This is a genomic window from uncultured Algimonas sp. (genome assembly GCF_947498175.1).
Taxonomy (GTDB): domain Bacteria; phylum Pseudomonadota; class Alphaproteobacteria; order Caulobacterales; family Maricaulaceae; genus Litorimonas.
In genome coordinates this window covers 176,502-189,821 of the sequence record NZ_CANMJB010000003.1, presented here as the reverse complement: position 1 = coordinate 189,821, position 13,320 = coordinate 176,502, and the positions used below count along the sequence as shown (strand labels likewise).

The window sequence follows — 13,320 nt, the reverse complement described above, 5'->3', positions numbered from 1 at the left end:
ATGGACATCCGCCGACTGGAGGAAGCGCCCGGCGATCTCGGCGGGCTGGACGGCAAGACCGCGCTGGTGCGCGTCGATTTCAACCTGCCGCGATCGGACGACGGCGCCATCGCCGACGACACCCGCCTGCGCGCCGCCCTGCCGACGATCCGCTTCCTGCGCGAGCGCGGCGCGGCCGTGATCCTGCTGTCGCATTTCGGACGGCCCAAGGCCGCGCCCGATCCGGCCTTGTCCCTGGCCTTCGTCGCGGACCCGCTCGCCGCGGCGCTGGGCGCGCCGGTGCGGTTCCTGGACCGGGCGGACGGCAGGCCCGACGGCGTCATTCCCGGCGACGTCCTGGTGTTGGAGAACACGCGCTTCCTTCCCGGCGAGACCGAAAACGACCCAAGCCTGGCCGAAGAGCTGGCCCGGCTCGGAGACCTGTTCGTGATGGACGCGTTTTCCGTCGCGCACCGGGCCAACGCCTCGACGGCCGGGCTGGCCGACCATCTGCCGACCTATGCCGGGCTTTCGATGGAACGCGAGCTGGACCACATCGCCCAGGCGCTGGACCACCCGAAGACGCCGGTCATGGCCATCGTCGGGGGCGCCAAGGTCAGCACCAAGATCGGCCTGCTGGAAAACCTGGTCGAAAAGCTCGACCGTCTGGCCATCGGCGGCGGCATGGCCAACACCTTCCTGCTGGCCAAGGGGGTCGATGTCGGCCGGTCGCTAGCGGAAGCCCATTTGATCGGCAAGGCCGCGGACATTCTCAAGGCCGCGGCCCGCCATAATTGCGAAATCATCCTGCCCGTCGATGTCGTGACCGCGACGAAGTTCGAAGCGGGCGCCGAGACGCAAGTCCGCGGCCGCGACGGCGTCAAGCCAGGCGAGATGGTCCTGGATGTCGGCCCGGACACGGTCGGCGAGCTGATGGACGCGATGGACAAGTCGAACACGCTGATCTGGAACGGGCCGCTGGGCGCGTTCGAAACGCCGCCCTTCGACACATCGACCATCGAGGCGGCGAAGTATGCCGCGCGCCTGTGCCGGGCCGACAAGATCGTCGCGGTCGCGGGCGGCGGCGATACGGTCGCGGCGTTGAACGCGGCGGGCGTGGCGGAGGATTTCACCTTCGTCTCCACGGCGGGCGGGGCGTTTCTGGAATGGATGGAGGGCAAACGCCTTCCGGGCGTGCAAATCGTGACGAGAGGGAGCGCGTAGGCGAACATGGAACGACTGGACGAGATGAAAAAGGTGGCCCAGGCCATGGTGGCCCCGGGCAAGGGGATCCTGGCGGCCGACGAAAGCACGGGCACGATCGGCAAGCGCCTAGCTTCGATCGACACCGAGAACACGGAAGGCAATCGCCGCGCCTGGCGCGAAATGCTGTTCCGCACGGACGAGGCCATGAGGGAGCGGGTCTCCGGCGTCATCCTGTACGACGAAACGCTGCGCCAGAGCGCGTCCGACGGCACGCCGCTGGTCGATCTGATCCGGGACGCCGGCGCCGTTCCGGGCATCAAGGTGGACAAGGGCGCCAAGCCCATGGCCCTGCATCCGGGCGAGACCATCACCGAAGGGCTGGACGGGCTGCGCGAGCGGCTGGCCGAATATCATGATCTCGGCGCGCGCTTTGCGAAATGGCGGGCCGTCATCACCATCGCCCATCCGGACGCCGACCACCAGACGCCGACGCGCGGCGCGGTCCTGGCCAATGCGGAAAGCCTCGCGCGCTATGCCGCGCTTTGCCAGGAAGCGGGCATCGTGCCGATCGTGGAACCCGAAGTGCTGATGGATGGCTGCCACACGATCGATCGCTGCGAAGCGGTGACGCGCGACGTTCTCGTCGCCGTGTTCGATGCGCTGCGCCGTCACAATGTCCGGATGGAGGCCATGGTGCTGAAACCCAACATGATCGTGTCGGCCGCCGATTGCGACGACCGGGCCGACGTGCAGACCGTCGCCGCCCGGACCCTGTCGGTGCTGAAGGACATCGTGCCGTCTTCCGTGCCGGGCATCGCCTTCCTGTCCGGCGGGCAGGACGACGTGACCGCCACGGCGCATCTGGACGCCATGAACCGCAGGGGCGACCTGCCCTGGTCGCTGACCTACAGCTATGGCCGCGCCCTGCAGCAGAGCACGCTGCGCACCTGGTCCGGCAAGGCGGAGAACGTACCGGCCGCGCAGGAAGAATTCTCGCGCCGCTGCCGCATGAACGGCCTGGCCTCGACCGGCGAATGGTCCCAAGAGATGGAAGCCGGCGCCTGACCGGCCCGCCGGTCCAGATCGACATCGTCCGTCTGGACGAGGGCTGGCCGGATGTGTCGGGCCTCACCGCCCCGGCGGTCGCGGCCGCGCTGGCCGGCCTGGACGACCCGCATCTGGGCGAACTCTGCGTCGTGCTGGCCGACGATGCCCGCGTCCGGACCCTCAATCGAGATTACCGGGACCGGGACCGGCCGACCAATGTCCTGTCCTTCCCGCAAGCGCGCGCGACCGGACTGATGGGCGACGTGGTCTTCGCCCGACAAACGCTGGAGCGCGAGGCCGTCGAACAGGGCAAGGCCTTCGCGGACCATTTCGTCCATCTGCTGGTCCACGGCGTCTTGCACCTGCAGGGTTTCGACCACGGCGCGGACGACGACGCCGCGACCATGGAAGCCCGCGAAATCCGCGCGCTGGCGCGGCTGTCGATTGACAATCCCTATGGGTCGGATAATCGCTGAGGCGCTATGACCACCGACCCTGCGTCGCCGGACGACCCGGCCGCCCACACCCCGCCCCCGGCCGAACGTCTGTCCGAACGACCGTCCTTCTTCGCCAAGGTCTTCCGCCGCCGCATGACCGAAGCCGACAAGGATGTGGAGAACGTCTCCCCGACGGAGAAGGCGGCCGCGCGCGAACGCATGATCGATGCCGCCGACCGCTTCCACCTGCTGCGCGTGGACGATGTCATGGTGCCGCGCGCGAATATCGTCGCGATCGACAAGAACGCCTCGCTGAAGGCGCTGACCAAGGCGTTCCGCGCCGCCGGTCATTCGCGCCTGCCCGTCTATGAAGACACGCTCGATAATCCGGTCGCCATGGTCCACATCAAGGATCTGCTGCCCTACCTGATGTTCGACGCGCGCGGACGCACGGCCAAGACCTATCCGGACCGCAAGGTCATCCGCACCATCCGGCGGCCCGTCCTCTACGTCCCGCCCTCCATGCTGGCCCAGGATCTGCTGCGGCGGATGCAGGCGCGCCGGATCCACATGGCCGTCGTGGTGGACGAATATGGCGGCACGGACGGGCTGGTCACCATCGAGGACCTGATCGAGCCCATCGTCGGCGACATCGAGGACGAACATGACGAACTCGAAGACGCGCTGAAGAAGCTCACCCTGGAGGACGGCAAGATCTGCTGGGACGTGGATGCGCGCATGAGCATCGACGATTTCGAAGCCGCCATCGGCCGCGACTTCGCGACCATCGACGAGGAAGAGGAGGTCGACACGCTGGGCGGGCTGGTCTTCACCCTGGCCGGGCGCGTGCCCGAACGCGGCGAGATCATCGTCCATCCGAAAGGGGTGGAGATGGAAGTGACCGATGCCGATCCGCGCCGCGTCAAGCGCCTGCGCATCACCCTGCCGCGCAAGCCCGGCACCGTCGCGATCGACGTCTCCAAACCCCAGCCGGACACATGAACGTGACCGGACCCGGACGGGTCTGGGATGCCAGAGGGTGGGGGCCGCGTCTGCTGGTTCCCCTGGCCGGCGCCCTGGCGGCGCTGGGTTTCGCGCCGTTCCACATCTGGGGCGTGACGCTGCTGGCGCTGGCCGTGCTGTTCGTCCGCCTGATCGGCCTGTCCGGCTGGGAGCGCCCCGGCCGGGCGGGGTTCCGCACGGGGCTTCTATTCGGGCTGGGCTGGTTTTCGGCCAGCTGCTTCTGGATCGCGTCGGCTTTCATCGAACGCGGCCCCGAATTCATTCCCATGATACCGCCGCTGGTCGGCGGGCTGGCCGTGCTGCTGTCGCTGTTCTGGGGCGCGGCCGCAGCCGTCACCGCGAAAGTGGCCGCGACCGGCTACCGAGGCTGGGCGGCGACCGCCTTCGTCGCCGCCTTCACCCTGGCCGAGCTCGCCCGAGGGCACGTCCTGTCCGGCTTTCCCTGGAACATGGCGGCCTACGCGTTCGAGCCGGGCGGATGGATCAGCCAGTCCGCCCACTGGATCGGCGTCTACGGTCTGACCATGGTCGCCTACGGGATCGCCGCCGGTCTGGGCCTGGCCTGGACGGCGCGCCGGGTGAGGCCCGCCCTGGCCAGCGGGCTGGTCCTGGCAGGCTTGTTCGGTCTCGGCGCGCTGAGGCTCCAGGATGCGACGCGCGACATCCAGCCGGGGGTCGTGCTGCGCTTGGTCGCCGTGCCGTTCCGCCAGTCGGAGAAGATCGACCCGGCCACGGCCGGTCGCATCACGGACGCTCACATAGCGATCAGCCTGGCCCCGGGTCTGGACCGGGTCAGCCATCTGGTCTGGCCGGAAGGCGCGGTGAACGGGCTGGCGACGGAGAATGAAGGCCTGCTGCGTTTCGTCGGCGCGAACCTCGCCGCCGTGACGAACGATCCGCCCGTCTGGCTGATGAATTCGCTGCGCGAGGAGGTCAAGCCGGACCGCAGCGGCACACCGCGGCGGCACTATTACAACAGCTCCGTCGCCATCCTCTTCGACGACGACGGCAATCCGGCCGTGGCCGGGGTCAACGACAAGAAGAAACTCGTGCCTTTCGGCGAGTTCATTCCCGGCGGCGAGATCGTCGAGCGCATCGGCGCGCGGATCGTCTCCACCGCGCTCGGGTCCATCACGCCCGCGCCCGAGAAGCGCGTCGCGCACTTTCCCGGCCTGCCGCCCATTTCTCCGCAGATCTGTTACGAGGTCATCTTTCCCGGCCTGACGCCCGGCGGCGAGCCCCGCCCGCAGGCCATCCTGAACCAGAGCAACGATGCCTGGTTCGGATCGACCACCGGCCCGGCGCAACATGCCGCCATCGCCCGCTACCGCGCCATCGAGGAAGGGCTGCCCCTGATCCGCTCGGCGGCGAACGGCATCAGCGGCGTTTTCGACGCCCATGGCCGGGCCGACCGGATCCTGGACGGAAAAACCGCCGCTCATATCGATGTCGTGCTGCCAGTTGGCACGGATCGTGCAGCATCGATGCTACATATCAATTCGGCACTGCTCTTGATTAATGTAGGTTTACTATTACTAGCGTGCCTCTGGGCAGGACACTACGGCCGGAAGGGTGGACCGGGTTCGGCCCGCAAGCCAAATGTGGAGAAACAGGCCCCGTGACGAACAAACCCGCGACCAGCAAACATGCCCCGCGTTCCGCCAATCCCGTCGATGTCCATGTCGGCGCCCGGGTTCGGCTGCGGCGCCAGATGATGAAAATGAGCCAGGAGAAGCTGGGCGACCAGCTCGGCGTCACCTTCCAGCAGGTCCAGAAGTACGAACGCGGCACCAACCGCGTCGGCGCCTCGCGCCTGTGGCGGCTGTCGCAAGTGCTCGAAGTGCCGATCGGCTATTTCTTCGAAGGCATGACCAACGAGATCGAGGCGGGCGAGTTTTCCGACAACGACCAGATGCCGATCGTCTACGATTTCATCAACAGTTCCGACGGCGTCGCACTCGCCAAGGCGGTCTCGCAGATCGGCAACAAGGCGGTCCGCCGCCAGATCCTGGAACTGGCGCGCAGCCTGGCCAAGGACAGCGTGGATCGCGGCCCCGCCTAAGGGGGCGGCCGCCCTTTGGCGGCGTTCCGGCTTGTCATCGCCGGGCGCGGCCTCTAGGCGCCGCTGCCCCGAGTTCGACCGATGAGTTCCGATCCATGATTTTCCGGTCCGTGAGTTTCAGACCATGAGTTTCGATCCGGCCCGCGACCGCTTCCGCACGTTCGGGCGGGCCAAGGGGCGCACCCTGTCACCGGCCCAGGCCGCCTTGATGGAGGCCCACTGGCCGCGGCTGGAGCTCCGCCCCGGCGACGCCCTGCCGCCCGGCCCGCGCTGGCTGGAGATCGGCTACGGCATGGGGTCGCATCTTCTCCATCTCGCCCGAACGCATCCGGATGTGTCCGTCATCGGGGCGGAACCGTTCCTCAACGGCACGGCCAAGGTCGTCACGGGCGTCGATCACGAAAAATTGAACAATGTCCGGCTGTTCCGGGGCGACGTGCGCGAACTGATGGCCGCTCTGCCGGAAGCGTGCCTTGCGCGAGTCTTAATTCTGTTCCCAGATCCCTGGCCGAAGGCGCGCCACAACAAGCGGCGCCTGATCCGCACCGCCTTCGTCGAGGAGTTGAGCCGCGTGATCGAACCGGGCGGGCGCTTGCTGTTCGCCTCCGACATCCCGCATTACGTCGACTGGGCGCTGAGCCGCTTCCGCGCCCATGCGCGCGACACCGGACACGGCTTCGACTGGACGGGCTTCGATCCGGAACGGCCGCCCGAAGGCTGGCCCGGCACCAAATACGAAGCCAAGGCCCGGCGCGAAGGCCGCACGCCCTACTGGTTCGAACTGGTGCGCGCTGACACTTGATCCGACCGGGATCTAGACCGGTTCGCGCGCCCCGAACAGCGCGCTGCCGACACGCACATGGGTCGCGCCGAACGCGACGGCCGTCTCGTAATCCGCGCTCATGCCCATGGACAGGCCGTCCAGGCCGTGCGCGTTTGCCAGCTTTTCCATGCGCCAGAAATGCGGCGCGGCGGGCGCCTCCAGCGGAGGAATGCACATCAGCCCCTCCGGCCGCAGCCCGTATTCGGCATCCAGCCGGTCCAGGAACGTCCCCAGATCGTCGGGCGCGAGTCCGGACTTCTGGTCTTCCTCCCCGATATTGACCTGCACCATCAGTCGCGGCATCCGCCCGACCCTGTCGGCCGCTTTCAGCAGGGCGCGGGCGAGCTTTTCCCGGTCCAGCGTCTGGATGACGTCGAACAGGGCGCAAGCCTCCTTGGCCTTGTTGGTCTGAAGCGGACCGATCAGATGCAGTTCAAGCCGGTCGCGCTCGTGCGCGAACCGCTCGCCCCAGCGCCCTTGCGCCTCCTGCACGCGGTTTTCGCCGAACACGGTCTGGCCCGCCGCCAAGGCGGCGCGAACGCGGTCGTCCGGCTGCACCTTGGACACGGCGATCAGTTGCGGCTCGGGCACGCCCGCCTGGCGCGACGCGGCCGCGATCCGGTCCAGGATTTCCGTGCGGCGCGCGGCCATGGTAGAGGCGTCCTTCATGCCCGCGCCTTATGACAGTCCGCCGGAGGGTGCCACCACTTCGCTGACCACGATGATGAACATGGCCGCCGATCTGCGCAGCGCCCATGACGCGGCGGGCCGGCGGCCCTGCCGCCTCGCGCCGCTAGTGCTGATGAGCGACCGCGACCGCACGCCCGACCTCGAACAGCTGGCCCGGCGCATGCCGACCGGCAGCGCGCTGATCTACCGCGAGGCCGTGGGCGGTCACGATCTGGCCCTGGCCGAAAGGCTCGGCGTCATCACGCGCGGACGCGGCGTGCAATATCTCATCGCGGGCGATCCGCGCGTCGCCGTGGACTATGCGGACGGCGTCCATCTGCCGCGCGGGGATCCGGGGGCTGCGAGCCTGCGGCGCCGGGCGCCGCGCTCGCTGATCACGCGCGCCGCCCACAAGGACGGCACGCCCGAAGGCGGAACCGACCTTCTGGACGCGCTGTTCGTCTCCAGCGTTTTCCCCAGCCGAAGCCCGTCCGCCGGAACGCCCATCGGGGTGGCCGCGTTGACTCGCAGAGCGGCTCTGACGCCTTGCCCTGTTTTCGCGCTGGGCGGCGTCGGACCGGAAACCGCGCCCGCCCTTCTGGGGTCGGGCGCCGCAGGGTTCGCGTCGATCGACGGCCTTGCCGCAGCCCTGAGAAACGAAGCCCCAAAAAACGAAACCCCGAGAAACGAAGCCCCAAGAAACCAGACCCCGAGGACAGACGCCATGACCAAAGCCCCCGACACGACGACCGAGCCCATCGAGGCGCGGCCCGACGGCCATGTCAGCATTTCCAAGCAGGAAGGCGGCGAACGGATCGTCTTCACCGCCGACGTTACTGGCGCGTCCGCGACCGGAGAACTGACCCTGCGCCGCGTGGCGGACGGGGTGTGGAACGCCAACCATACCGGCGTGCCCAGCGAGATCGGCGGGCGCGGCGTCGGCAAGGCGCTGGTCAAGGCCCTGGTCGAGGATGCGCGCCGACAAGGCTACCGCGTCGTGCCGGGCTGCCCGTTCGTGGCCAAGCTGTTCGAACGCCATCCCGACTGGGCCGAGGGCGTCGCGGCCTAGTCGCCACCATCGTCGCCGGATCCTCCATCGTGCCCAAGACGCGCATCATGTATATGGAGGATAAATCGGGCGGGCTGGTCGGACCCGCTCGGATCGGCCGCGTGACCTTCTCCAAGTCGGGGAAATCCATCCGCTATGGTGGCCGCCTGTTCCTCAGGCTGGGCGGTCAGGGCTGCAAGGCCAACTATTTCGATGCCGAAACCCGCGAGCCGTTCTGGATTTCGGGACCGCGACGGGACGGCAAGGATCAACTCTATCCGGACAAGCCGAACAGGACCGAAATCGATGCCGACGTGGCGGACGAATACTGGTCCGAAATCCGGGGCAAGACGCCCGGTGCCTAGAAGGTGATCCCGCCTTCGATGAAGAGCGCGGTCGCCTTCTCCTCCCCGATCTGCGCCGTTCCGGCGACGTCCCGCACGCTTTCGCGGTCGGTATATTGCACGCCGGCTCCGACGCGGATGCGTTCGTTGACGTCGTAGCTGACGCCGCCCACGAACTGGTCGGATTTCAGGCGGACCAGATCGTCGGTGGCATGACCGTAGCCGACCGTGAAGCCGAGCATGGAGGGTTTCCAGGTCAGGCCGACATCGTAGGCCCGGTAGTCGCCATTTTCGAGCCCCTGGTTCGAGTCCAGATAGGATCCGCCCAGCGTCCAGTCGCGCATCTTCAGTTCCAGCCCGGCGCCGAACGCCTGCAGATCGTCCAGTCCGGCCAGCCCCGATGTCTCCGAGCCGCGCGCGAATGTGCCGGTCAGCTCCGCGCTCACGCCCGGCGCGAAGGTCCGGTCGAGCGCGATCCCCGCTTCCATCACGTCCTGGATGTCGGGCGCGACGACGTTCTCGATGTCGTTCAGATCGACGCAGTAATCCACGCCGCAGGCGCTGGCATCGGGCGCATAGGACACGCCCAGCTGGACGCCCAGCCCGACCTGGTCGCCGAGCAGGCGCGGGCTGGTATAGGTGACCTTCTCCGCGAAACCGGACGCGTCGTTGACGGTCTTGACCGCATCCAGGCCCGTATAGTCCACCGGCGAATTGCTGGCCCCAACAGTCATCAGGGTCGGCGCGCCGAGACTGAACAGGAAGGCCGACCCGTCGTCGCGGCCCAACGTCACGTCGCCGTAGGCCGACCGTACGAAAAGGTGAGCCGATTCCAACGCGACCTGCGCGTCCTTCGCCACGTCGGGTCCGGCGGTGTAGAATTGCGAGGTGTGGCCGCGCACGGCAACGCGGCCGGGCAGACCCGCCACGGTCAGGCCGGGACACCCGGGCGTGGTCGGCGGACAATCCGGCAGGCGCCGGGTGAAGCCCTTGCGGCCTTCATCATACTGGGCGCGGACCTGGCCGTGCACGCCCCATTCGATGCCGTTGCGCGTCACCGTGCTGAGTTCGGCTTCCACATCGGCGTCGCCGATGAACGCCTCTTCCCAACCGTCGGTTTCGCGGGCCGCCACGCCGCCCCTGACCGCGCCGCGCAGCAGCGTCTTGATGCGTCCGAAAAAGCCGGGTTTGGCGGACGGGTCGGGCGGCCAGGGGGAGGCGTCGTAGGGGCCGGCCGGACCCGGGCCATTTGGGACGGGCTGGCCATAGGGGCCGGCCTGTGCGGGGCTATGCGGATTGCCGTAGGGCCCGGCACTTGCCTGGGGCTGCGCCACCCATTGTCCCGGCAGTGGCGTCGGGCCGCTTCGGCTCCCATACGGTCCCGGTGCCGGGGCGCCCGGCCCGGCATGGAGCGGGGCCCGGCGCGGCAATTCGTGGATCGTCCAGTCCGTATCGTCCTGCACCTCCGCCTGACGCGCCCCCCGGTCCGGCGCGCTGTAGGTGTAGGCCGGCGACGGCACCGCGCCGTCCAGCGGCGCGGGTGCCGGAACGGCCGGTGCCGGTGCGGGCATGGCCGCCCCGGCCAGGGGCGGCGGGGCACCGGCCGTCTCGGCATCGAGGGCGCGGGTGCGCAGCTGCAGGGACGGCGCGGAGGCGCCCGCCGCACCGCTTGCCGTGGCGCCGGGCGCGCCCTCTTGCGGCACTTCCCAAGCCTGCACGGTCTTCTTGTTGGCGAACGGGCTGCTCGACTGCGCCGACGCCATGACGGTGGCGCCCATCGCCAGCACGAGAGTCGGGCCGATCGCATAGGTCAGGCGGGTGCGCAGACGGGCCCGCGCGGCCGCGCGCTGGTCCGCGCGGGCTTGCGCACGGTCTTCGGCGATCATGCGGTCCGCCAGCGGACTGTGGGCTTGAAGGGATTTGGAGGCGCGAAGAGGGGCGAAGGCCCGAAGAGGCCCGGAGGCGCGAAGGGGTCTGGAGCCATGAAAGGGTCTGGCCATGAGCCGGGGCTCCGCGAGTTGCCGGGTGACGGGCCTGGTGATTGGCCAGGGATGAAAGGTTCAGGACTCGCGTGGCACGGCAAGGCTGAAAATAGGGTTAACGCCGTTAACGGTTCGTTCACGCCGTTTTCCTCACGCCGTCTCCCGGCAGACGAAAGCGTTTGCAGGCTTGCGCTTACGGGAAGTTTATGAAACCGGCTCTTTACGCCGCGCGGGCCGTTCCGGCATAAGCGCGCGAACAGTCCCGGAAGACGCCCTAGCGCTTCTTTCGTCCAGTCGAAGGTTGCCCGCCCCATGGCCAAACGTTTCATATCCGCACAGCTTCCGCTTTGCGCCGCCGCTTTGATCGGCCTGTCCGCCTGCGGCACGCTCGGCATCGGCAAGTCGAAATCCACCGACACCCGGCAGGCCGCCGCCATCGCACCGACGAACGGGGTGAACTCCTTCCTGTGGCGCGCCACGCTGGAGACGCTGAACTTCATGCCGCTGGAACAGGTCGATCCGTTCGGCGGCGTGGTGATCACGGATTGGCGCGCCGATCCGGAAGCGCCGGATGAGCGCCTGCGCGCCACCGCCTACATCCTGGACCAGAACCTGCGGGCGGATGCGTTGAAGATCAGCGTCTTCCGCCAGGTCCGCGACGGTAGCGGCTGGGCGGACGCGCCGGTCGATGCCGACACGGCGCGCGAACTGGAAGACGCGGTGCTGACCCGCGCCCGCCAGCTCTACATCGCGACCGTCGACAACGCCTAGACCGCCCTTAGAAAACCGGTTTGACGATGGCGAGGATGACGATCGCCACCGTGACCAGGGCCGGGATTTCGTTGATCCGCCGGAAGAATTTTTCCGAGCGCGGCCGGCCGCCGTTCAGGAAGCCTTTTCGCGTCTTGGCCAGAAAGCCGTGATAGGCGATCAGGCCGAACGCCAGGCCGACCTTGATCAGCAGCCAGAGCGGCGGCGGCATGTTGTAGTGCAGCAGGACGAGCCCCAGCAGGAAGGCGACGATCATGGCCGGATTCATGATGATGCGCAGCAGCTTGACTTCCGCCTCTTCCATCTTCGCCTCCAGCTCTCCGCCGGGTTGGGCCCCCGAATGATAGACGAAGAGCCGCGGCAGATAGAGCATGGCGGCCATCCAGAAGATGACGGCGATCAGGTGGAACGCCTTGATCCAGAGATAGAGGCTGTCGGGCATGGGTCGGTCCTATATCCGGGAAGACGGGTCGGGGAAAGCGGGCCTAGGCATCGGGCCTGTCCGCGCGGCCGAACCACCAGGCCAGAGCGATCAGGGTCGCGCTGAACCCGGCGGCGACCACACCCATGGGAATGCGTTCGCCCGCGGCACGGTCCACTTCGACCCCCAGATGGTAGAGCGCGGCCGCCGCATAGAGATTGGCGATGCCCCACGCCGCATTGACGATGGGCGATGAAGGCCCGCGTCCCGGCGGCCGGGCGAAGGGCGTCGGAAAGCGGCGGCCCGACGCGCCGTTGATGATGTGCGGCAGGCTGTTCGCAATCAGCGCGCCGATGACGAAAAAGGCAACCGTCTCCATCAGGCTCGGGCGCCTTCGCGGATGCGCCGGATCACGGCGTGGACGTCGTCGATTTTCACGTCGGGCGTCACGCCGTGGCCGAGGTTGAAGATATGCGCGCCGTCCCGTCCATCGCGCAGCACCTGATCCACGGCCCGGTCTAGCGCCGCGCCGCCCGTGCGCAGCGCCAGCGGGTCCAGATTGCCCTGGATGCACATGCCATCCGGAATGGTGGCGCGGAAATCGTCGAGCGGCACGTCCGTCCCGGCGGCGATGGCGTCGATCCCCGTCTCGTGGGCGTAGCGGACCGCGTTCAGCCCCGCCCCGCGCGGAAAGCCCAGGATCGGGACGTCCACGCCCGCCGCCCGGATCCGCGTCACGATGTCCGCGGTCGGGCGCAGCACCAGCCGGTCGAACAGTTCGGGCGACAGGCCTTCCGCCCAGCTCTCGAAGATCTTCAACGCATCCGCCCCGGCGCGGGCCTGGCGGATCAGGTAATCGGCCGACGATACGACCAGCGCGTGGAGCAAGGCCGCCATCGCGTCCGGCTGTTCATAGGCGAAGCGTTTGGCCTGTTCCTTGTCCGGCGTGCCGCGTCCTTCCAGCATGTAGGTCGCGACCGTCCAGGGTCCCCCGGCGAACCCGATCAGCGCCTTGTCGGGCGCCAGTTCGGCCCGGACCTTGGCGACGGTCTCGTAGACGGCGGACACCCGGTCGGCGGCGCCGTCGATGGTCAGCGCATCGATGCCAGCCGCATCGATCGGGTCGAGCGTCGGGCCGACGCCCTTGACGAATTCCACACGCCGTCCCAGCCCGATCGGGATCAGCAGGATGTCCGCGAACAGGATGGCGGCGTCCATGTCGTAGCGGCGCACAGGCTGCAGCGTGACTTCGGCCGCCTTGTCGGGCGAAAAACAGAATTCGATGAAGCTGGATGTGGTGGCCCGCACCTCCATATATTCGGGCAAGTGCCGTCCGGCCTGGCGCATGAACCAGACGGGCACGGGATCGACCCGTTCGCCTCGGAGAGCCCGGAGGATGGGCGCGTCGGGGCGGGCCCCGTTCGGTTCGGTCTGCATCGGATCGGTCTTCATCGCCGGTTCTATAAACGAAAACGGTCCCGTCGCGCCCCCTCCCTTTCAACTTATTT

Annotated in this window: 15 protein-coding genes; 10 read left to right on the top strand and 5 right to left on the bottom strand. The window is 68.1% G+C overall.

Annotated elements, in window-relative coordinates:
- The 7 genes from Q0718_RS05755 (at nt 1) to Q0718_RS05725 (ending at nt 6,556) form a co-directional block, all read left to right on the top strand.
- Complete coding sequence (locus Q0718_RS05755) at nt 1-1,203, top strand: phosphoglycerate kinase (RefSeq protein WP_298914832.1); 1,203 nt, start codon at nt 1-3, stop codon at nt 1,201-1,203.
- A 6-nt stretch (nt 1,204-1,209) separates the two neighbouring features.
- The gene (locus Q0718_RS05750; RefSeq protein ID WP_298914829.1) at nt 1,210-2,250 is read left to right on the top strand and encodes a class I fructose-bisphosphate aldolase; all 1,041 of its coding nucleotides are present in this window, start codon (nt 1,210-1,212) and stop codon (nt 2,248-2,250) included.
- Nucleotides 2,220-2,708: an rRNA maturation RNase YbeY gene (gene ybeY, locus Q0718_RS05745; RefSeq protein WP_298914823.1), complete on the top strand. Its 489-nt coding sequence runs from the start codon at nt 2,220-2,222 to the stop codon at nt 2,706-2,708. Before Q0718_RS05750 ends, ybeY begins: the two co-directional genes overlap by 31 nt.
- 6 nt (nt 2,709-2,714) lie before the next feature.
- Entirely contained in the window at nt 2,715-3,671 is a 957-nt protein-coding gene (locus Q0718_RS05740) for a hemolysin family protein (protein ID WP_298914820.1), read from the top strand.
- The gene (gene lnt / locus Q0718_RS05735; RefSeq protein ID WP_298914818.1) at nt 3,668-5,314 is read left to right on the top strand and encodes an apolipoprotein N-acyltransferase; all 1,647 of its coding nucleotides are present in this window, start codon (nt 3,668-3,670) and stop codon (nt 5,312-5,314) included. The genes Q0718_RS05740 and lnt overlap by 4 nt, the downstream gene beginning before the upstream one ends.
- Nucleotides 5,311-5,754 (top strand): helix-turn-helix transcriptional regulator, encoded by a 444-nt coding sequence (locus Q0718_RS05730; RefSeq protein ID WP_298914814.1) that lies wholly within the window; start codon nt 5,311-5,313, stop codon nt 5,752-5,754. The genes lnt and Q0718_RS05730 overlap by 4 nt, the downstream gene beginning before the upstream one ends.
- 124 nt (nt 5,755-5,878) lie before the next feature.
- Nucleotides 5,879-6,556 carry a tRNA (guanine(46)-N(7))-methyltransferase TrmB gene (locus tag Q0718_RS05725; RefSeq protein WP_298914811.1) on the top strand — a complete coding sequence of 226 codons (678 nt, stop codon included), beginning with the start codon at nt 5,879-5,881 and terminating at the stop codon, nt 6,554-6,556.
- A 12-nt stretch (nt 6,557-6,568) separates the two neighbouring features.
- On the opposite strand, the gene Q0718_RS05720 is transcribed toward Q0718_RS05725, so the two are convergent.
- Nucleotides 6,569-7,246, bottom strand: coding sequence for a YggS family pyridoxal phosphate-dependent enzyme (locus Q0718_RS05720; RefSeq protein WP_298914809.1), 678 nt, complete (start codon nt 7,244-7,246; stop codon nt 6,569-6,571).
- On the opposite strand from Q0718_RS05720, the gene Q0718_RS05715 reads away from it, so the two are divergent.
- Together Q0718_RS05715 and Q0718_RS05710 are read left to right on the top strand one after the other, a co-directional pair.
- Nucleotides 7,245-8,315 carry an N-acetyltransferase gene (locus tag Q0718_RS05715; RefSeq protein WP_298914806.1) on the top strand — a complete coding sequence of 357 codons (1,071 nt, stop codon included), beginning with the start codon at nt 7,245-7,247 and terminating at the stop codon, nt 8,313-8,315. The two genes, Q0718_RS05720 and Q0718_RS05715, sit on opposite strands and share 2 nt — an antisense overlap.
- A gap of 29 nt (nt 8,316-8,344) precedes the next feature.
- The gene (locus Q0718_RS05710; protein WP_298914803.1) at nt 8,345-8,659 is read left to right on the top strand and encodes a hypothetical protein; all 315 of its coding nucleotides are present in this window, start codon (nt 8,345-8,347) and stop codon (nt 8,657-8,659) included.
- Here Q0718_RS05710 and Q0718_RS05705 read toward each other — a convergent pair.
- Entirely contained in the window at nt 8,656-10,638 is a 1,983-nt protein-coding gene (locus Q0718_RS05705) for a porin (protein ID WP_298914801.1), read from the bottom strand. The genes Q0718_RS05710 and Q0718_RS05705 overlap by 4 nt on opposite strands.
- A gap of 294 nt (nt 10,639-10,932) precedes the next feature.
- Between Q0718_RS05705 and Q0718_RS05700 the strand changes: the two genes are divergently transcribed.
- Complete coding sequence (locus Q0718_RS05700) at nt 10,933-11,391, top strand: DUF3576 domain-containing protein (protein ID WP_298914798.1); 459 nt, start codon at nt 10,933-10,935, stop codon at nt 11,389-11,391.
- Between the two features lie 7 nt (nt 11,392-11,398).
- On the opposite strand, the gene hemJ is transcribed toward Q0718_RS05700, so the two are convergent.
- From hemJ to hemE, 3 genes are read right to left on the bottom strand one after another with little or no spacing between them, the layout of a single operon-like run.
- A complete protein-coding gene (gene hemJ, locus Q0718_RS05695; RefSeq protein WP_298914795.1) occupies nt 11,399-11,833 on the bottom strand; it encodes a protoporphyrinogen oxidase HemJ in 435 nt (144 codons plus the stop codon).
- Between the two features lie 43 nt (nt 11,834-11,876).
- Complete coding sequence (locus tag Q0718_RS05690; protein WP_298914793.1) at nt 11,877-12,191, bottom strand: hypothetical protein; 315 nt, start codon at nt 12,189-12,191, stop codon at nt 11,877-11,879.
- Entirely contained in the window at nt 12,191-13,264 is a 1,074-nt protein-coding gene (hemE, locus tag Q0718_RS05685) for a uroporphyrinogen decarboxylase (protein WP_298914791.1), read from the bottom strand. The genes Q0718_RS05690 and hemE overlap by 1 nt, the downstream gene beginning before the upstream one ends.
- Nucleotides 13,265-13,320 lie beyond the last annotated feature (56 nt).